The following is a 20151-nucleotide window of genomic DNA, read 5'->3' as shown; positions in this document are numbered from 1 at the left end:
GACCTGGACGTGGCCCGCGCACACGGGTGCGCACCGGGCACATGGCGAGCCCGCATCGACCCGTGTCGAGCACGAGCCGGCAGCGTGAGCCGGCCTCCCGCGGCGCTCCACAGACTGTCGCCGCAGGCCCGGGGCCCACATCCGTCGAACATCTGCGGGAAAACCGGCATCGGCCCGCGCCGGGCAGTCGTTTCGACAGCGGGCCAGGTGCCCGGCCGGTCGCCGACGGACGGAGCGGGCGCCGCGGATCGCGTGAAACCCGGATTCCTCGGGGGGAAAGGCGCAGGCGTCGCGTCCCGGAGCCGGGGCGGGCCCTTCCGGCCACCGAGCGGACCGGGACCAGCCGTGAGCCCCAGTCGCCGGCACTGTCGGATGACCTATGCGGGCCGCTCCCACCGGCACCGATACTGAGCGGGTGCCCGGCGGTCACGCGCCGGTGCCGGTTCCGTCGTGGCCCGTCGCCGGCCAGGACTGTGGCCGCCTCACCGCTCCCACCATGCGCCGAGGAGCATGATGTCGAAGATCATCCTTGTCACCGGGGCGTCCAGCGGCCTCGGAGCAGCGACTGCCCAGGCCCTGGCCGAAGCCGGTCACATCGCCTACGCAGGCATGGGCGCGGCCTCGGGCCGCCCACCGATCGCCCCCGAAGCGGACGGGGACGCAGGCCGTCGGGGCGCCCGGCCGCGTCCGTTCACCCTCGACGTCGCCGACCAACGCTCGGTCAGCGCCGCGGTCACCGGCATCACGGCGGAAGCCGGGCGGATCGACTGCGTGGTCCACACCATGGGACCTGTACCACGGGGCCCCGTCGAGTCCTTCACCCCTTACCAGTTGGCGCAGATCTACGACGCGAACGTGCTGTCCACGCAGCGGGTGAACCGTGCCGTGCTGCCGCAGATGCGCGAGCGGCAGGACGGTCTGCTGGTCTGGGTGGTGTCCCACGGCGACCCCGCGGACGAGGCCCCCTATCTCGCCCTGCACGCCGAAAGCGTCGCGGTGATCGACCACCTCGCGGCGAGCTACGCGAAGGAGCTGGCCGGCTTCGGGGTGGACGTCACGGTCGTCGTGGCCGGCCTGACCGTGCCCGAAACCGGCCGGCGGCTGCGGCTGGTGCTTCCGGACGACCTCGGCACGGCGCAGGAGTACGAGGGCCGGTATCCCGGTCTGGTCGACCGGGTCGACGCCCACCTTGCCGGTCAGGCCGTCACCGCGGTACGTCTCGCCCGCACGGCGCGGGCCGTCGCAGCCGTGGTGGACAGCCCGAAGGGCGCTCGCCCGCCACGGGTCACCGCCGAGGACCGGTGACCGCGGCCGGGCCGGACCCGGGCGGACGCGGAAGGGGTCGGTCAGGGCGCGGAAGCGGGGAGGTCCCCGGGTGCGTGTCTCACTCCTCCAAGGCTTCGAGCGCGTCCCGGAGCGCCGCCCGGGAGGTGATCCCGAGCTTGGGGAAGAGCTGGTACAGGTGCGCTCCGACCGTCCGGTGCGAGAGGTAGAGCCGTTCGGCGATCTGCTTGTTGCTCAGCCCCGATGCCGCGAGGTCCGCGATCTCCCGCTCCTGCGGTGTGAGCACCTTCCCGCCCGCCTCGGTCCTCGGCGCGACCCGTCCGGTGGCCCGCAGTTGCTTGGCCGCACGAGCCATCCAGGGGCGGGCGCGGAGCTCGGCGAAGGCGTCGTGGGCCAGCGTCAGCTGCCCTCTGGCCTCCGCGTTCGCCCGGGCTCGCCGCAGCCGTTCGCCGTGGGCCAGCCGCACCCGGGCCAGGTCGAACGGCCATTGCTCGACGTCCGGCAGGGCCAGTGCCTCGCCGAACAAGCGCGCCGACTCCTCGACGTCCGTCGCGCACAGAGCGGCCGAAGCGCCGGCGAGGAGCGCGAGCCGCGGGGAGAGCGCGGCGATGTCGTCGTCTCGGATCGCGCGCACATGAGCGGCCGCTTCGGCCGGGCGGTCGGTGCGGACCGCGGCCTCGACGAGATCCATCATCACCCACAGGGCGTGCGGCACATGGGAGGCGAAGGCGCCCGCGGGGCTGATCGCCGTCGCGTGCCGGTAGGCGCCGGTGAAGTCGCCGCGTCCGAGATCGGCCACGGTGCGTATGTGCCGGGCGTAGTGCAGTGCCGTCCCGACGCCCCGCGGTGCGGCCCATCGTTCGATGCGGCCGGTGAGGAGGCCGACCGTCGCGTCCTCCCCGCGGGGGGCGGCGACGACGGCGCGGCAGTACCAGAAGTACCAGGTGAAGAACCGGTATCCGGAGTCCTCGCAGAGCTGGACTCCTTCCTCGGCCAGTTCGACGCACTCGTCCCACCTGCCGGTCAGGTAGTCGTCCAGGCACAGGTGCATCAGGGCGCCGAGGTGCCGGCGTACCGGGCCGCCGTCCCGTCCCTGGCGGACGACCTTCCACGAGGGCTCGCGGAGGGCGGGCAGCCGGTCGAGGTAGAGCGCCGCGGTACCGACCCTGACGATGCGGCCGGGGTCGGTCTCCTCGGGCAGTCCGCCGAGGATGCCCTCCAGCTCGTCCAGCGCGGCCGCTCCCGAACGCGCCGGGTCGGAGAAGGTCCTGCCGGCCACGGACAGCAGTGCGGGCGGCTCCGGGCGCAACCGGGAGAGCGCGGTGTAGAAGGGTTCCCACAACTCCGCCCGCCCGCTGAAGAAGCACAGGAGCAGCAGCAGGTGCACGGCGTCGACGACGGCGTTGTCCTCGGCGTCGTACTGGTGGGTGCCGGACTCGATGGCGCCCACCAGCAGGCGGTGAGCCGTGTCGATGTCCCCGTCGCCGTTGATGACCAGGTAGACGGCGGCAGCGGCGGAGCGCAGGGACCCGGCCAGGTCCGGGTCGGCGCGTCGGGCGTCTTCGAGCAGCTCCGAGACACCACGCAGTTCCCCCGTCGCGTCGGCGCCGATGTAGGCGGCCTCGGCCAGGCGGCGAGCCCGGTCCGACCCGTGGGGACTCAGGTCGGCCGCCCGTATCAGCGCGGCGACCGCCCCCAGGGCGTCGCCGCGCGCCGTGATGCGTTGGGCGGTCCGCTCCAGCAGGGCGGCGACCTGCTCGTCCGGTTCGACGGACGCCTCTCCGAGATGCCAGGCCCGGCGCTCGGGCTGATGCGCCAGAGCCTGGGCCAGGGCCCGGTGCGCCGCTCGGCGCTCGGCGCTGGAGCAGGCGTCGACGACGGCCGAACGGATCAGGGGGTGGCGGAAGACCAGCCGCCGGGCGCCCTCGTCGACGGTGACCAACTGGTCCTGCTCGGCCGGGGCGAGGTCTTCGAGGTCGGCGCCGCAGCCGGTCCGCCGCGCCGCCGCGTGCAGGACCCCGAGATCGCCCGTCCCGTCCATCGTGGCGAGCAGCAGCAGACGGCGGGTGGCAGCCGGGAGGCCGGAGACCCGGGAGAGGAACAGCGCCTGGAGCCGCTGGCTCAGCGGCAGGACCGCGGGAAGGTTCTCCAGCGCCATGCGCTGCTGCCCGCTCAGCACCGTGGGCAGTTCGAGCAGGGCCAGCGGGTTCCCTTCGGCCGCGGACAGCAGCCGGCGACGTACGCGTTCGGCGAGGCCCGGGAACCGCGCGTCGAGCAGCGCCCGCGACGAGGTCTCGTCCAGCGGCGGCACCTCGTACTCGGGCAGTCCACCGCGGTTGAAGAAGGTCTCGCTCCCCTGGCGCACGGCGCCGAGGAAGCCGACCCGGCTGCCGCCGAGCCTGCGGGCGACGAAGCCGAACACGGCGGCGCTGGCGCGGTCCACCCACTGCAGGTCGTCTATGACGAGCAGCAGGGAGTCGGTCGCCGCCACCTGGCGAAGCAGCATGAGGGTCGCGCTGGACACGACGAGCCGGTTCGGCGACGCACCGCTGCCGAAGCCCAGCGCGACACGCAGGGCGTCCTGGTGGGTGCTGTCCAGATCACCGAAGGTCTGGGAGAGGGGGAAGAGGAGTTGGTTCAGGCCGGAGTAGCTGACGTCGGCCTCGAACTCGACGCCGGCCGCTCGCAGGACCCGCGTCCCGGTCGCTGAGGCCGTCTCCGCGACGGCGTTCAGTAGAACCGTCTTGCCCACCCCGGCCTGTCCCGACAGCAGGAGCGCCCTGCCGCGGTCGGTGGCGCCGAGGAAGTCGCGTATACGACCCAGTTCCTCGGCGCGCCCCACCAGAGCGGCGGCGGCTCCGTCGTCAAAGGGGTCGCCGTAGCCCACCCGTCCACGCTCCCGTCAGCCGTCCACGTCCGCCCGGGTTGCATTCGGGCGGGCATTCTTCGAATTCATTGACAAGGGGAGCTTCATGCTACCGCGCGAACCTTCGGCATCATGTTGCCGAGCCGTATTTCCACGCAATCCTTCGACACGTCCGAAAAACGCGGGAGAAAATTCTTTCACTGGGTGAAAGCCGGAATCCGGCGAGCGTCCGCGGGGAGTAGTATGCCGTTCGGGCGCGGGTTCCGTCGACGGGAACCCGCCTCACCCCGCGGGTCCCACGCAGGTGGGCGGCCGTCAGACGCCCGTCCGGCGGCAGGGGCGCGACGGCGCGGGGGATTCCGGAACGCGCGTGACGCGGGGATCGGAAAAGGCGCCTCGCCGGCCCGCCGGCGTCCCGCTTCCATTCCGGCGGGGAAAGCCGTCGGTCTCCCGGGGGTATTTCCCGCCCTCCTGCCGTAGAACGGCCGGTACCGCCGGCCCGCATATTGGCCCCACATCCTTTCCGTGGCCCCCTCCCGGCGGGAATGCCGGACGGCACTTCGGGGCATTGCGGGCGGTCGCGCGGCGGGCCCGCCGTCATGCCCCCGGCCCAGGCGCTGACCATCGCCCCCAGATTGTGGAAGGAACGTTCTATATAATGTCCCCATGACCGAGACGAAGAGCGGGCCTGCCACGACCGGCCGCAAGTCGGCGGCCCGGGAGCGGCTGCTGACCACGGCGAGCAGGCTCTTCTACACCGAAGGGATTCGCGCTGTCGGCGTGGACCGGGTGATGGCCGAGGCCGACATCGCGCGCGGCACCTTCTACCGGCACTTCGAGGGCAAGGACGACCTGGTGCGCGGCTACCTGGACGCCACCGATCAGGACATCCGGGCCCGGGTGGCCCTGGCGGCGGAGAAGACGGGGGGCGGCGCGGCCTTGCTCGACGTCGTCGCGCACAGCATCGGCGAGGAGATCTGCGGTCCGGGGTTCCGGGGGTGCCCCTTCATCAACGCGGCCGCGGAGTACCCGGATCGGAAGTGCCCGATCCACCAGGTCGTACTGAGGCACCGCGAGTGGTTCCGCCACGTGCTGGAGGACACCCTCGCGACCATGGGCGTCGCGGACCCCCGGCGGTCCGCCGACCTGGTGGTCGCCCTGCGCGACGGAGCGATGGTCGCGGGTTACCTCGGCGACTCCGGGTCCGCGGCGCGCACCCTGGTGCAGGGCGTCGGCCTGGTCGTCGCTGCGGGCTGAACGCGGGGAACGGGCCCGCGGCGGGCGCGACGGACCCGCACACGACGACGCACCGCGACCACGGACCCCGGGTCACCCCAGGGCGCGCTGGACGCCCCCCTCACGGGGCCCGAGGAAACGCGGGTCCGGGGTGAACGCCGCGTCGAAGGCGGCCTTCACCGCTCCCGCGACCTCACGGGTGCCCCCGTAGTACCAGGTCGCGTCGTGCCGCTCGTCGACCCCGATCCCGTACGCCTCGATCCCGGCGGCCCCGCACAACGCCAGCGCCCGCCGTATGTGGAAGCCCTGGCTCACCAGCAGCGCCCGGTCGACGCCGAAGACGCGCCGGGCCCGGGTGCAGGAGTCCCACGTGTCGAATCCGGCGTAGTCGAGCACGACCTTGTCGCGGGGCACCCCGTGCGCCGCCAGGTAGTCCCGCATCGCGGTGGGCTCGTCGTAGTCGGTGCGGCTGTTGTCGCCCGTGACGAGGACCGCCCGCACCTTGCCCGCCGTCCACAGTTCGGCGGCCGCGTCGAGGCGGTGCGCCAGGTACGGGGAGGGCTCGCCGTTCCACAGGCCCGCGCCGAAGACGACGGCGACGGGCTCCGCGGGGGCGTCCGCCACCGTACGGACCCGGTCGCCCGCCGTGACCTGGAGCCACGTCGCGGGCAGCAGCGCGAGCACGCCCAGGGCCACGGCGGCCCACAGCAGGCGCCGCCGCCCCCGCCGGGACCGGGGCGGACGCGCGAGCCGCCGCAGCCGCGACAGGACGGCCTTCGCACGCGCCCCGGGGGCCTTCCGGTTTCCACTTGCTTCCACGTCCGAGTCGACGTCCCGCACCTCCCTGCGGTTCCATGATGATGATGCGTGACGACCATTCCCGCCTCCCGTTCTTCGTGTACGGGACCCTGCGGCCCGGCGAGATCAACCACTCCTGGCTGCTGCGCGGCCGGACGACGTCCGAGACGCCCGCGGTGCTGCACGGCGCGCTGCTCTTCGACGGCCCGGGCTACCCGTACGCCGTGGCCGACGAGCGCGGGCGTGTGCACGGTGACGTGATCCATCCGGTCGAGGACCTGTACCAGGAGGTGCTCGCGGACCTCGACCGCCTGGAGGAGTACAGCCCGGGCGCGTCCGGGAACCTGTACGAGCGCGTCGTGCGCGACGTGCGCACCTACTCCGGGCAGACGCTGCCCGCCTGGGTGTACCTGGCGGCCCCGGACCACGAGCGGGAGCTGCGCGAGAAGGGCCGCCCCATCGACGGGGGCGACTGGAAGCGCCGCTGACCGGCGCCCGCCGCCCCTCACAGCGGGGCGCGCGGGCTGTGATGCGGCGGAAACCGGTCGTCACGCCGGTGCAACGGCCCGGCAACGCCGCCCGGCGACACTCGGTCCATGACGGCCGAGGAACCCGCGCCGCAGGGCGCGCCAGGAGCGGACCACTTCGACAGCACGGCGCAGCTCATGTCCCGGATCACCGAACAGCTCAGCAGCCGGCTGTCCCGGGTGACGCTGCGTGCCGCGCCGCCGCGGCCCCCGGTCCTGGTGGTCGTCGCGCACGGCAGCCGGGACCCGCGGGCGCTGCGCACCGCGCACGCCCTGCTGCACCGGATACGGGAGCTGCGCCCGGGCCTGTGCGTGCGGCTGGGGCACATCGAGATCGACGAGCCGCCGCTGGACGGGGTGCTGGCGGCGCTGCGCGGCGAGGTGGTCCTGGTGCCGCTGATGCTGACCCGCGGCCACCACGCCAAGCGGGACGTCCCCGAGGCGCTGGCGCGTGCCCCGCACCTGCGGGGGCGCGTCGCGGCGCCGCTAGGGCCGCATCCGCTGCTCGCGGAGGCGCTGCACGGCCGCCTGGCCGAGGCGGGCTGGCGTCCGGGCTCCCCGTGGGCCGCCCGGCGCGCCGGGGTGGTGCTGGCCGCCGCCGGGTCCCGGGACCCGGATTCCGCCAGGGACACCGAGGCGACGGCGGCCCTGCTGCGGGCCCGGCTGGGCGGGACCGTCCCGGTGGTGCCCGCGTACGCGTCCGGGGGGCCGGACGTCGCGGCCGCGGTACGGCGGCTGGCGGCCGACGGCCGGGACCGGGTCGCGCTGGCGTCCTGCTTCGCCGCGCCGGGCCGCTTCGCCACGGCGACGTCCGCCGCGGCCCCGGGCATCGCCGCCGCCCCGCTCGGCGCGCATCCGGCGATGGCGGAGCTGGTGCTGCACCGCTACGACCGGGCGCGGGCCGGCGCGGCCGGGGGCGCCGCCGCGGCGCAGCGGGCCACGGCGTAGCCGCCGGTACCCGGTCGTGACCGCTACCGTCGCGGTATGGACGCGAACCACCCCGCGGCGGCCGACCACGCCCCCTACAGCGAAGCCGACACCGAACGCTACGTACCCGAGCCCGACAAGCGGCCCGGCCGCACCTCGTTCCAGCGGGACCGGGCCCGCATGCTGCACTCCGCGGGGCTGCGCAGGCTGGCCGGGAAGACGCAGGTGGTGGACCCGGTCGACGACGCCCGGGCGATCAACAGCAGCCCGCGGACGCGTCTGACGCACAGCCTGGAGTGCGCCCAGGTCGGCCGGGAGCTCGGGGCGGCCCTCGGTTGCGACCCGGACCTGGTCGAGACCGCCTGCCTGGCCCACGACATCGGCCATCCGCCCTTCGGCCACAACGGCGAGATGGTGCTCGCCGAGGTGGCGGCCGGCTGCGGCGGCTTCGAGGGCAACGCCCAGAGCCTGCGCATCCTGACCCGGCTGGAGCCGAAGCGTTTCGCCCACGCCGAGGACGGCGCCCTGGTCAGCGTGGGTCTCAACCTGACCCGGGCGGCGCTGGACGCGGCGACGAAGTACCCGTGGCCCCGCGGCGGGCACCCCACCGACCCCGCCAGCCCGAAGTTCGGCGTGTACGAGGACGACCTGCCGGTCTTCGAGTGGCTGCGCCGCACGGCCCCCGCCGGCCGCCCGCTCGGGCAGTGCTTCGAGGCGCAGGTCATGGACTGGGCCGACGACGTGGCGTACTCCGTCCACGACGTCGAGGACGGGCTGCACGCCGGCCACCTGGACCCGGCGGTGCTGCTCGCCGAGCCCGAGCGCCGCGAGATCTTCGCCGTCGCCGCGGCCCGCTACGCCCCCGGCGCGGCCGTGGACGAGCTCGCCGAGGCGCTGGACCGGCTGCTGGACATGGAGTGGTGGCCGCACGGCTACGACGGCTCCGCCATCGCCCAGGCCCGGCTCAAGGACGCCACCTCGCAGCTGATCGGCCGTTTCTGCCTGGCCGCCGAGCGCGCCACCCGGGACGCCTACGGCACCGGCCGGCTCACCCGGCACCGCGCGCAGCTGGTCGTCCCGCGCGACCAGCGGCTGGAGTGCGCCGTGCTGAAGGCGGTCGCCGACCGGTACGTCATGCAGCGCGAGGCGCAGGAGCGGCGGCGCGCCCAGCAGCGGGTGGTCATCGGGGAACTCGCCGAGGCCCTGCTGGCCCGGGCGCCGGAGGGGCTGGACCCGCAGTTCCGCGGCATCTTCGACGCGGCCAAGGACGACCGGGCCCGGCAGCGGGCCGTCGTCGACCAGATCGCCTCGCTCACCGACGCCGCGGCCACCGCCCTGCACGCCCGGCTCACCGCCCCCCGCTGAGCCCCCTCGCCGAGCCCCCCGCCGAGCCCCCGACCGCCCCCGCGCGCCGCGCCGCCCCCGTTCCCGGTCGGCGCGGCGCTCTTCACGTCGGCCCTGCCGTGCGGGACGCTCACATGACTGGCAATTGCCAGAGGGAGGGCCGCCGGGCACCCGAGGACACCAGGGAGGCGCACAGTGGTGGACGCAGACCACACATTCGTCATCGTCGGGGCGGGGCTCGCGGGGGCGAAAGCGGCGGAGACGCTGCGCTCCGAGGGTTTCACCGGCCGCGTGATACTGATCGGGGACGAACGCGACCACCCCTACGAACGACCCGCGCTCTCCAAGGGCTTCCTGCTGGGCAACGAGGAGCGCGACTCGGTCTTCGTCCATCCCGCCGCCTGGTACGCCGAGCACGACGTCGAACTCCACCTGGGCCAGCCGGTCACCGGCCTGGACCGGGATGCCCGGCGGATCACCCTGGGCGACGGCACCTCCATCCCGTACGACAGGCTGCTGCTGACCACCGGCGCCGAGCCGCGCCGGCTGGACATCCCCGGCACCGACCTGGCCGGGGTGCACCACCTGCGCCGCCTCGCGCACGCCGAGCGGCTGAAGAACGTGCTGACCTCGCTCGGCCGCGAGAACGGCCACCTGGTCATCGCCGGGGCGGGCTGGATCGGCCTGGAGGTGGCGGCGGCCGCCCGCGGCTACGGGGTCGAGGTGACGGTCGTCGAGCCGCAGCCGTGCCCGCTGCACTCCGTCCTCGGCCCCGAACTCGGCGAGGTCTTCGCGGACCTGCACCGCGAGCACGGGGTGCGCTTCCACTTCGGCGCGCGGCTGACCGAGATCACCGGCCAGGACGGCATGGTGATGTCGGTGCTCACCGACGACGGCGAGGAGCACCCCGCCCACCACGTGCTCGCCGCGATCGGCGCCGCCCCGCGCACCGCGCTCGCCGAGGCCGCCGGGCTCGCCCTCGCCGAACGGTCCGCCGGCGGCGGCATCGCCGTGGACGCCTCGCTGCGCACCTCCGACCCCGACGTCTTCGCCGCCGGTGACGTCGCCAACGCCGAACACCCACTGCTGGGCGGCCGGTTGCGGGTCGAGCACTGGGCGAACGCGCTCAACAGCGGGCCGGTGGCGGCGCGTGCCATGCTCGGCAGGGACGTCGTCTACGACCGGGTCCCGTACTTCTTCACCGACCAGTACGACCTGGGCATGGAGTTCTCCGGGCACGCCGCCCCCGGTACCTACGACCAGGTGCTGGCCCGGGGCGACATGGGCAAGCGGCAGTTCATCGCCTTCTGGCTGCGCGAGGGCCGGGTGCTGGCCGGGATGAACGTCAACGTGTGGGACGTGACGGACACCGTCCAGAAGCTGATCCGTTCCGGCCGCCGGGTCGACACCGACGCGCTGGCCGACCCCACGGTGCCGCTGGCCTCCCTCCTGGAGTGACCGCGAGGGCGACCGCCTAGCATGGCTGCCATGGAGCCCAGGACCGCCGTCGTACCCGTCGAGGAGATATTCGATCTGCGCTGGAGGGTCCTGCGGCCGGGGCTCCCGCGGGAGTCGGCGATCTTCCTGGAGGACGGGCACCCGCTCGCCTTCCACATGGCGGCCTACGGCGGCTACGGCGGCGACGAGGCCGTGGCGTGCGTCACGCTCTTCCCGGAGCGGCTGCCCGGCGACCTCGCGGTCGCGTACCGGATCCGCGGCATGGCGAGCGCCCCCGAGGTCCGCGGCCGCGGTTACGGGGCGGCGCTGCTGCACGCCGCGCTGGAGCAGGCCCGGGAGCGCGGGGCCGAGCTGGTGTGGTGCAACGGCCGCACCTCGGCCCGCGGCTTCTGGGAGGGGCAGGGCTTCACGGCGGTGGGGGAGGAGTTCGTCCTGGAGCCGGCCGGGCCGCACTACCTCTTCGTCGCCAAGCCGGTCTGACCTTCCGCGGACCGCGCCGTAGAATCCTTCCGTGGCTGGGCGGATCAGGGACGAGGACGTCAAGGCGGTGCGGGACGCGGTCCCGATCGACGCCGTCGTCTCCGAGTACCTGCAGCTCAGGAACGCGGGCGGCGGCAACCTGAAGGGCCTGTGCCCCTTCCACGACGAGAAGTCCCCGTCCTTCCACGTGAGCCCGAGCAAGGGGCTCTACCACTGCTTCGGCTGCCAGGAGGGCGGCGACACCCTCGACTTCGTGATGAAGGTCGACCACCTGTCCTTCTCCGAGGCCGTCGAGCGGCTGGCCGCCGTGGCGGGCATCACCCTGCGGTACGAGGAGGGCGGCTACACCCCGGGCCGCCAGCAGGGCGAGCGGATCCGGCTGATCGAGGCGCACAAGGCGGCCGCGCAGTTCTACGTCGAGCAGCTGGGCGGCGCCGAGGCCGAGATCGGCCGGAAGTTCCTCGCCGAGCGCGGCTTCGACCAGGCCGCCGCCGAGCACTTCGGCGTCGGCTACGCCCCGGCGGGCTGGGACCACCTCGTCCGCTTCCTGCGCGGCAAGGGCTTCACCGACCGCGAGCTGATCGTCTCCGGGCTGGCCAGCGAGAGCCGCCGCGGCGGCGCCATCGACCGCTTCCGCGGCCGGCTGATCTGGCCGATCCGGGACATCACCGGCGAGGTCATCGGCTTCGGCGCGCGCAAGCTGCGCGAGGACGACCAGGGCCCGAAGTACCTCAACACCCCCGAGACGCCGATCTACAAGAAGTCGCAGGTGCTGTACGGCATCGACCTGGCCAAGAAGGAGATCGCGCGCAGCAGCCGGGCCGTCGTCGTCGAGGGCTACACCGACGTCATGGCGTGCCACCTGGCGGGTGTCACCACGGCCATCGCGACCTGTGGCACCGCCTTCGGCGGCGATCACATCAAGATCCTCCGCCGGCTGCTGATGGACAACTCCAACGCCGAGGTCGTCTTCACCTTCGACGGCGACGAGGCCGGTCAGAAGGCCGCCCTGCGCGCCTTCGAGGACGACCAGAAGTTCGCCGCCGAGACCTCCATCGCCATCACCCCCGGCGGCATGGACCCGTGCGACCTGCGTTTGGCCGAGGGCGACGCGGCCGTGGAGCGGCTGGTCGACTCCCGTACGCCGCTGTTCGCGTTCGCGCTGCGGTCGGCGGTGGCGCGCTACAACCTGGAGACCGCCGAGGGCCGGGCCTCCGCGCTGGAGGCGGGCGCGCCCATCGTCGCCGGCATCAAGAACTCCGCGATCCAGCACGAGTACGCCGTGCAGCTCGCCGGCATGCTGGGCATCCTCGACACCCAGTTCGTCGTGCGCCGGGTGGGCCAACTCGCCCGCTGGCAGCGCGAACGCCGCCAGTCCGGCGGCCCGCCGGGCCCCGGCGGCAGCCGCGGCGGCCCGCCGCAGGCGCAGCAGGCGGCCCCCGCGGGACCCGCCGCGCCGCGCGGTCCCCGGCTGGACCTGCGCAGCCCGGCGCACCGGGTCGAGCGCGAACTGCTCAAGCTGGCCCTGCAGCACCCGGGGCTGGTCTCCCCGGCCTTCGACGCCTACGGGGAGGACGAGTTCACCGCCCCGCCCTACACCGCCGTGCGCCGTGCCATCGCCGAGGCGGGCGGCGCGGAGTCCGCGGACGACGGCTACCTGGCCCGCGTGCGGGACGTCGCGCCGGACGACACGGTCCGCAGCATGGTGACGGAACTCGCTGTCGAGGCCGTGATGCACAAGACCCCCGACATCTACGCCGGCGAGGTCCTGGTCCGGGTCCGCCTGCTCGCGGTGGACCGCCGCGTCGCCGAGGTCCGGGCCTCCCTCGCCCGGCTCGGCCCCCGCGCGGACGAGGCCCAGCTCTCCGCCGTCCAGGGCGAGTTGTGGGCGCTCCAGCAGTACGGCCAGCGGCTGCGCGTCCAGGGCGCCGCCGCCCTGTGAACCGGGGCGCGGACGGCCGTCCGGCCCCGGAACGGACGGGGACGCGGGCGTGACGAGGGGGTTGCCCTCCGTCACAAAAAAGCGGCGCACGACCCTCGTGGGCACGGTGTGCCGTACGCCACACTGGGGGCGGTGCAAGAGTCCTCGGAGCGCGGACTGCCGAGCGGTGTCGACGGTGACACCACCGGAGTACCGCTGACGGCGAACTCACGGACGGGCCGCGGCGAGGGCGTCGCGACCGTTCCGCCGGTGCGCGTCTCCGAGTCCGTGGCTGCGCTCACCGTGGAGGTCGCTCCCGTGCACATCCAGACCCTGACGCCCCCGGCGGCCCCGGCCGACGACCTGCTGGAGCGCGTGCCGGAGCAGAACCACGCCGCCGTGCACCCCGAGGAACCGGCCGGCGAACCCGACGAGGCGGAGGCGCAGGCGCAGGCCCGGGCCGAGGCCGCGGCCGAGGCGGGCTCCGACCCGGACCCCGGGTCCGATCCCGACCCCGGCCCGGTACGACGGCGTTCCGCCGAGGAGGTCTCCGGCCCGTCCGCCGACCTGTTCCGCCAGTACCTGCGCGAGATCGGCCGGATACCCCTGCTCACCGCCGAGGAGGAGGTCGAGCTCGCCCGCCGGGTCGAGGCCGGCCTCTTCGCCGAGGAGAAGCTGAACAGCACCCTGGACCCCGACTCGCGGCTGGCCGTCGACCTCGACCGGCTGGTCGTCCTCGGCCGGATGGCCAAGCGCCGCCTGATCGAGGCCAACCTGCGCCTGGTCGTCTCCGTCGCCAAGCGGTACGTGGGCCGCGGCCTGACCATGCTCGACCTGGTGCAGGAGGGCAACCTCGGGCTGATCCGCGCCGTGGAGAAGTTCGACTACGCCCGCGGCTACAAGTTCTCCACCTACGCGACCTGGTGGATCCGCCAGGCCATGAGCCGCGCCCTGGCCGACCAGGCCCGCACCATCCGGGTCCCGGTCCACGTCGTGGAGCTGATCAACCGCGTCGTCCGCGTCCAGCGCCGCCTGCTGCAGGAACGCGGCTACGAGCCCAGCACCGAGGAGGTCGGCGCCCACCTGGAGATCCCCCCGGAGCGGGTGAGCGAGGTGCTGCGCCTGGCGCAGGAACCGGTGAGCCTGCACGCCCCGGTGGGCGAGGAGGAGGACGTCGCCCTCGGTGACCTCATCGAGGACGGCGACGCCGCCTCGCCCGTGGAGTCCGCCTCCTTCCTGCTGCTGCGCGAGCACCTGGAGGCGGTGCTGTCCACCCTCGGCGAGCGCGAGCGCAAGGTCGTCCAGCTGCGCTACGGCCTGGTCGACGGCCGCCCACGCACCCTGGAGGAGATCGGCCGGATCTTCGGCGTCACCCGCGAGCGCATCCGGCAGATCGAGTCCAAGACCCTCAACAAGCTGCGCGACCACGCCTTCGCCGACCAGCTGCGCGGCTACCTGGACTGAGGACGCGCGAGCCCCCGCCGGCCGGGCCGGCGGGGGCTCCCGTCAGGGCGCGCGGACGGTCAGTCGACCTCCGCCACCGCCTGCGCGAACTGCGCCGCGTACAGCCGGGCGTAGGCACCGTCCTTGGCCAGCAGCTCCTCGTGGGTGCCCTGTTCGACGATGTCGCCGCTCTCCATCACCAGGATGACGTCCGCGTCGCGGATCGTGGACAGCCGGTGCGCGATGACGAAGCTGGTCCGCCCGTGGCTGAGCTGCGCCATGGCCCGCTGGATCAGCACCTCGGTGCGGGTGTCGACCGAGCTGGTGGCCTCGTCGAGGACGAGGATCACCGGGTCGGACAGGAACGCCCGCGCGATGGTGATCAGCTGCTTCTCGCCGGCGCTGACGCCCGTGCCCTCGTCGTCGATGACGGTGTCGTACCCGTCCGGGAGGGTGCGGATGAAGCGGTCCGCGTGCGCGGCGCGCGCGGCCTCCTCGATCTGCTCGCGGCCGGCTCCCTCGGTGCCGTACGCGATGTTCTCCGCGATGGTGCCGCCGAACAGCCAGGTGTCCTGCAGCACCATGCCGATGCCGGAGCGCAGTTCCTCGCGCGGGACGGACGCGATGTCCGTCCCGTCGAGGGTGATCCGCCCGCCGGTGACCTCGTAGAAGCGCATGAGCAGGTTGACCAGGGTGGTCTTGCCCGCGCCCGTGGGGCCGACGATGGCCACCGTGTGGCCCGGTTCGACGGTCAGCGACAGGTCCTCGATGAGCGGCTTCTCCGGCTCGTAGCGGAACGCCACGTCCTCGAAGCGGACCTCGCCGCGCTGCTCCTTGCGCAGCCCGAGCGACTTCGGCTCAGGGCTCTGCTCCTCCGCGTCGAGCAGCTCGAAGACCCGCTCGGCGGAGGCGACCCCGGACTGCACCAGGTTGGACATGCTGGCCACCTGGGTCAGCGGCTGGCTGAACTGCCGGCTGTACTGGATGAAGGCCTGGACGTCGCCGATGGACAGCGCGCCGCTCGCCACCCGCAGACCGCCCACGACGGCGACCAGGATGTAGTTGACGTTCCCGATGAACATCATCGCGGGCTGGATGACGCCCGAGATGAACTGCGCCCGGAAACCCGACCGGTAGAGCGCCTCGTTCTGCTCGCGGAAGGCCTCCGCGGACTCCTCCTGGCGGCCGAAGACCTTCACCAGGGTGTGCCCGGTGTACATCTCCTCGATGTGGGCGTTGAGCTTGCCCGTGGTCCGCCACTGCTGCACGAACTGCGGCTGGGCCCGCTTGCCGACCGCCGTGGCGACGAACACCGACAGTGGCACGGTCACCAGCGCCACCAGCGCCAGCAGCCAGGAGATCGAGAACATCATCACCAGCACGCCCACGATCGACAGCAGCGCGAAGATGATCTGGCCCATCGTCTGCTGCAGCGTCTGGCCGATGTTGTCGATGTCGTTGGTGGCCCGGCTCAGCACCTCGCCGCGTGCCTGCCGGTCGAAGTACGACAACGGCAGCCGGGCCAGTTTCGCCTCGACGTCCTGGCGCAGCCGGAACACCGTGCGCTGGATGACCGTGGTCGCCAGCCGGCCCTGGACGATCGCGAAGACCGCGGCCACCACGTAGATCGCGAGGGCGGTCAGCAGGACGTGGCCCACGGCGTCGAAGTCGATCCCGGCGCCGGGGGTGAAGTCGGCGGACTGCAGCAGGTCGGCGAGGGTGTCGTTGCCCTGCTGCCGCAGGTGCTCGATGGCCCCCGCCTTGTCGGTGCCGGCGGGCAGCGAACGGCCCAGGACCCCGGCGAAGATCAGGTCGGTGGCCTTGCCCAGGATCCGCGGGCCGATGACGTTGAGGGCCACCCCCAGCGTCGTGCAGGCCAGCATGGCGACGACCAGGGCGCGTTCCGGACGCATCAGCCCCAGCAGCCGCTTCCCGGAGCCCTTGAAGTCCATGGACCGCTCGGTGGGCTGGCCGCTCATGAACCGCATCGGTCCCGCCGCGGGTGCGGGCCCCCTGCGGGGCGCGGGGACGCTCATGCCGCCTCCTGCTCGGTGAGCTGGGAGAGCACGATCTCCCGGTACGTGGGATTGCCGTCCATCAGTTCGTGGTGCGTGCCGGTGCCCACCACGCGGCCCTCGTCGAGGACCACGATCCGGTCCGCGTCGCGGATGGTGCTGACCCGCTGCGCGACAATCACGACCGTCGCTTCCGCCGTCTCCCGGGCCAGTGCCCGGCGCAGCGCGGCGTCGGTGGCGTAGTCCAGCGCGGAGAAGGAGTCGTCGAAGAGGTAGACGACGGGCTTGCGGACCAGGGCCCGCGCGATGGCGAGGCGCTGGCGCTGGCCGCCGGAGACGTTGGTGCCGCCCTGGGCGATCGGGGCGTCGAGCCCGGAGCGGCCGTCCTCCTCCGCGAGCCGTTCCACGAAGTCCTTGGCCTGCGCGATCTCCAGGGCGTGCCAGAGTTCCTCGTCGGTGGCCTCGGGGTTGCCGTAGCGCAGGTTGGAGGCGACCGTCCCGGAGAACAGGTACGGCTTCTGCGGGACCAGGGCGACCGTCTCGGCCAGGTGCACCGGGTCCAGTTCACGGACGTCGGTGCCGTCGATCAGCACCTGGCCGCCGGTGGCGTCGAACAGCCGCGGCACCAGCCCCAGCAGGGTCGTCTTGCCGCTGCCGGTGGAGCCGATCACCGCCGTGGTCTCGCCGGGCCGGGCGATCAGGTCGACGCCCCGCAGCACCTCGGCCTCGGCGCCCGGGTACGCGAAGTCCGCGGCCCGCAGTTCCAGCTCGCCGCGCCGGGACGGCAGCCGCACCGGCTCCGCGGGCGGGACGACGCTCGGGTCGGTGCCCAGCACCTCCTCGATGCGCTCGGCGCAGACCTCGGCGCGCGGCACCATCATCACCATGAAGGTGGCCATCATGATCGACATCAGGATCTGCATCAGGTAGCTGATGAACGCCGTCAGCGCGCCGATCTGCATGCCGCCGCTGTCGATCCGGTGGGCGCCGAACCACAGCACGGCCACGCTCGTGATGTTCACGACGGCCATCGCGACCGGGAACATCAGCGTCATCGTCCGCCCGGCGCGCAGCGCGACGTCGGTGAGGTCGTCGTTGGCCTTGCGGAAGCGGTTCTGCTCGAAGTCGTCCTTGACGAAGGCGCGGATGACCCGGATGCCGGTGATCTGCTCGCGCAGCACCCGGTTCACCGTGTCCAGCCGCTCCTGCATGGACCGGAACAGCGGACGCAGCGTGCGCACCAGCAGCAGCACCAGCACGCCCAGCACCGGCACCACCGCCAGCAGCAGCGAGGACAGCGGCACGTCCTGGCCGAGCGCCATGATGATGCCGCCGAAGCACATGATCGGCGCCGAGACCATCAGCGTGAAGGTCATCAGCACCAGCATCTGGACCTGCTGGACGTCGTTGGTCGTCCGGGTGATCAGCGAGGGGGCGCCGAACTGCCCGACCTCGCGCGAGGAGAAGCGCTGCACCCGGTCGAAGACCGAGGCGCGGATGTCCCGGCCGACGGCCATCGAGGTGCGGGCCCCGTGGTAGGTGGCGCCCACCGAGCAGGCGAGCTGGACGAGGGTCACGGCGAGCATGACGCCGCCGATGCGGAGGATGTAGCCGGTGTCCCCCTTCACGACGCCTTCGTCGATGATGTCGGCGTTCAGGGTGGGGAGGTAGAGCATGGCGAGGGTCGCCACGAGCTGCAGTACGACGAGCACGGAGACGGCGCGCCGGTAGGGCAGGAGATGGGACCGGAGGAGACGGATCAGCACGACGGATGACCCTATAGTCCGATGGTTGCCGCAGGCACTCGGTTTACCGGCTCATGGCCGACCCCGTGATCAACCCGGGAAGGCCCCCGGATGCGTCTGCTCACGCACCGCGACGTACTGCTGCCGCACCGAGTGCCCGACCGGCCCGTCGTCCGGGCCCGCTTCCACCACGGTGTAGTCCGCCGGGTGCCAGTACGGGGGCTGCTCCGGCGAGGCCGTGCCGTTCACCACACCCAGCGACCATGCCGCCTGCCGCGCCGCGCCCAGTGCCGCGTACTCGCCCGGCGGCGGCACCACGATCTGCGCGCCCAGCAGCGCCGGGGCCATCGACCGTACGGCGGGCAGGTCGCCCGCCGGGCCCAGCAGGAAGATCCGGCGCACCTCCACCCCGCGCGCCCGCAGCACGTCCAGCGCGTCCGCCAGCCCGCACAGCATCCCCTCGAACGCCGCCCGCGCCAGGTGCTCCGGCTTCATGCTCTCGCGCCGCAGCCCGTGCAGCGTCCCCGCGGTGTGCGGCAGGTCCGGGGTGCGCTCGCCCTCCAGGTACGGCAGCAGCACCAGGCCGTACGAACCCGGCGTGGAGCGCATCGCCAGCTCCGACAGCCCGGCCAGGTCGGTGCCGAGCAACTCGGCCGTACCGCGCAGCACCCGTACCGCGTTGCGGGTGTGCACCACCGGCAGGTGGCGGCCGGTCGCGTCGGCGAAGGAGGTGATCATGCCGGACGGGTCGCTCAGCGCGTGGTGGTGCACCGCGAAGACCGTCCCCGCCGCGCCCAGCGACACCACCGCGTCCCCGGGGCCGACGCCGAGGCCCAGGGCGGCCGCCATGTTGTCCCCGGTGCCGGCCGAGATCAGCAGCCCCTCCGGGGTCCGGCCGGCCGGTTCGGCGGGGGCCAGCACATCGGGCAGCTGCACGGGATGGCCGAGCGCGAGTTCCACGAGGTCCGTGCGCCACCGGCCGGTCGCCGCCGACCAGTAGCCCGTGCCCGAGGCGTCGCCGCGGTCCGTCGTACGTCGTTGGGGGCGGCCCATGAGCTGCCACACCAGCCAGTCGTGCGGCAGCAGCACCTGCGCGGTGCGCTGCGCCGAGGCCGGTTCGTGCCGGGCCAGCCAGCGCAGCTTCGCCACCGGGTACGCGGCCTGCGGCACCGCCCCGACCGCCTCCGCCCAGGCGCCGGGACCGCCCAGCTCCTCGGTCAGGTCGGCGGCCTGGATCTGCGCCCGCTTGTCGTTCCACAGCAGTGCGGGCCGCACCAGCGCCCCGCCGGTGTCCAGCGCCAGCATCCCGTGCTGCTGCCCGGAGACCCCGATGGCCTCCACGCCCTCGAGCATCCCGCCCTTGGCGGCCTCGCCCAGCGACAGCAGCCACGCCTCGGGGTCGACCTCGGTCGGCGTCGCGCCGCCCTCGCCGCCCGGCAGGGGGTGCGGGGCGTGCGTCTGACGGAGCACGGCCCCGCTCCCGGTGTCGCACACGACCACCGTCGTGCCGGTGCCCGAGCTGTCGATCCCCGCCACAATCCCCATGCGGGCATCATGCCGCACGCGGCACGTACGGCGGAAAACCGGTCACCCGGACCCGTGCCCTCACCCCCGCCGGTGCGGCCGGGTCGTCAGGTGTTGCTGGTGCCCCAGTCGTCCTCGACGCCCGAGCCGTTGCCGCGCACCCGGCGCAGCCGCTCCGCGACCGCCGGCGGCAGCCGGTCCCCGACCTTGGCGGTCACCACGTCCACGGCCTTCACGGCCGCCCCGCGCCCCGCCTGTCCCGCGGACTCCACGGTGTTCCGCACCGCCGGGTTGTGCGCGATGCGCTGGGCGCCCTTGCGCAGCTGCTCGTACCGGTCGCGGCCGGCCCGCGCCCCGAGCACGTACCCGACGGCGACCCCGCTGATGAACGTCAGCCGGTAGCGCATGGCTCCACCCTCTCCTCGTCTCGGGGCTGTGCTTGGCGCCTACCCTTCGTGGCCTGCGGACAACCACGGAGATACCGGTTGGCGGAGCACCCCCCACCTTGCGCTAATGTATGTGTCGCAGCGAGCGCACGCCGTCCGGGATGCCGGAAACGGGTGCATTCGGTGCAAGCGGAGCG

The 20151-nt window shown here is 73.5% G+C and carries 15 protein-coding genes; 9 read left to right on the top strand and 6 right to left on the bottom strand.

Annotated features, from left to right (window positions below):
• Positions 1–513: 513 nt before the first annotated feature.
• Positions 514–1305, top strand: coding sequence for an SDR family NAD(P)-dependent oxidoreductase (locus ACZ7MY_RS02070; RefSeq protein ID WP_499598803.1), 792 nt, complete (start codon positions 514–516; stop codon positions 1303–1305).
• 79 nt (positions 1306–1384) lie between these two features.
• Here ACZ7MY_RS02070 and ACZ7MY_RS02065 read toward each other — a convergent pair whose 3' ends face one another.
• Positions 1385–4171 carry a helix-turn-helix transcriptional regulator gene (locus ACZ7MY_RS02065; RefSeq protein ID WP_499598801.1) on the bottom strand — a complete coding sequence of 929 codons (2787 nt, stop codon included), beginning with the start codon at positions 4169–4171 and terminating at the stop codon, positions 1385–1387.
• A gap of 645 nt (positions 4172–4816) precedes the next feature.
• On the opposite strand from ACZ7MY_RS02065, the gene ACZ7MY_RS02060 reads away from it, so the two are divergent.
• Positions 4817–5407: a TetR/AcrR family transcriptional regulator gene (locus ACZ7MY_RS02060; RefSeq protein ID WP_499598800.1), complete on the top strand. Its 591-nt coding sequence runs from the start codon at positions 4817–4819 to the stop codon at positions 5405–5407.
• Between the two features lie 72 nt (positions 5408–5479).
• Here the strand turns inward: ACZ7MY_RS02060 and ACZ7MY_RS02055 are convergent, their stop codons facing one another.
• The gene (locus tag ACZ7MY_RS02055) at positions 5480–6154 is read right to left on the bottom strand and encodes a SanA/YdcF family protein (protein WP_499599340.1); all 675 of its coding nucleotides are present in this window, start codon (positions 6152–6154) and stop codon (positions 5480–5482) included.
• 95 nt (positions 6155–6249) lie between these two features.
• Between ACZ7MY_RS02055 and ACZ7MY_RS02050 the strand changes: the two genes are divergently transcribed.
• The 7 genes from ACZ7MY_RS02050 (at position 6250) to ACZ7MY_RS02020 (ending at position 14305) form a co-directional block, all read left to right on the top strand.
• The gene (locus tag ACZ7MY_RS02050) at positions 6250–6672 is read left to right on the top strand and encodes a gamma-glutamylcyclotransferase family protein (RefSeq protein ID WP_499598799.1); all 423 of its coding nucleotides are present in this window, start codon (positions 6250–6252) and stop codon (positions 6670–6672) included.
• Between the two features lie 108 nt (positions 6673–6780).
• On the top strand, positions 6781–7659 hold the full coding sequence (locus ACZ7MY_RS02045) for a sirohydrochlorin chelatase (RefSeq protein WP_499598798.1): 879 nt from the start codon (positions 6781–6783) through the stop codon (positions 7657–7659).
• 36 nt (positions 7660–7695) lie between these two features.
• On the top strand, positions 7696–9003 hold the full coding sequence (locus tag ACZ7MY_RS02040; RefSeq protein WP_499598797.1) for a deoxyguanosinetriphosphate triphosphohydrolase: 1308 nt from the start codon (positions 7696–7698) through the stop codon (positions 9001–9003).
• Positions 9004–9177: 174 nt separating this feature from the next.
• Positions 9178–10440, top strand: a complete 1263-nt coding sequence (locus ACZ7MY_RS02035) for an NAD(P)/FAD-dependent oxidoreductase (protein WP_499598796.1) — start codon at positions 9178–9180, stop codon at positions 10438–10440.
• Positions 10441–10470: 30 nt separating this feature from the next.
• Complete coding sequence (locus ACZ7MY_RS02030; RefSeq protein ID WP_499598794.1) at positions 10471–10920, top strand: GNAT family N-acetyltransferase; 450 nt, start codon at positions 10471–10473, stop codon at positions 10918–10920.
• Between the two features lie 31 nt (positions 10921–10951).
• On the top strand, positions 10952–12862 hold the full coding sequence (gene dnaG, locus ACZ7MY_RS02025; protein WP_499598792.1) for a DNA primase: 1911 nt from the start codon (positions 10952–10954) through the stop codon (positions 12860–12862).
• Positions 12863–12994: 132 nt separating this feature from the next.
• Complete coding sequence (locus ACZ7MY_RS02020) at positions 12995–14305, top strand: RNA polymerase sigma factor (protein ID WP_499598790.1); 1311 nt, start codon at positions 12995–12997, stop codon at positions 14303–14305.
• A gap of 59 nt (positions 14306–14364) precedes the next feature.
• Here ACZ7MY_RS02020 and ACZ7MY_RS02015 read toward each other — a convergent pair whose 3' ends face one another.
• The 4 genes from ACZ7MY_RS02015 to ACZ7MY_RS02000 form a co-directional block, all read right to left on the bottom strand.
• Entirely contained in the window at positions 14365–16320 is a 1956-nt protein-coding gene (locus ACZ7MY_RS02015; protein ID WP_499598788.1) for an ABC transporter ATP-binding protein, read from the bottom strand.
• On the bottom strand, positions 16317–18065 hold the full coding sequence (locus tag ACZ7MY_RS02010; RefSeq protein ID WP_499598787.1) for an ABC transporter ATP-binding protein: 1749 nt from the start codon (positions 18063–18065) through the stop codon (positions 16317–16319). Before ACZ7MY_RS02010 ends, ACZ7MY_RS02015 begins: the two co-directional genes overlap by 4 nt.
• 69 nt (positions 18066–18134) lie before the next feature.
• Positions 18135–19589 carry an FGGY family carbohydrate kinase gene (locus ACZ7MY_RS02005; protein WP_499598786.1) on the bottom strand — a complete coding sequence of 485 codons (1455 nt, stop codon included), beginning with the start codon at positions 19587–19589 and terminating at the stop codon, positions 18135–18137.
• 86 nt (positions 19590–19675) lie between these two features.
• Positions 19676–19975, bottom strand: coding sequence for a YtxH domain-containing protein (locus tag ACZ7MY_RS02000; RefSeq protein WP_499598784.1), 300 nt, complete (start codon positions 19973–19975; stop codon positions 19676–19678).
• Between the last annotated feature and the right edge of the window lie 176 nt (positions 19976–20151).

It is taken from the genome of Streptomyces sp. NPDC111520 (assembly GCF_055635295.1).
This window is presented reverse-complemented; position numbering and strand designations above follow the sequence as displayed.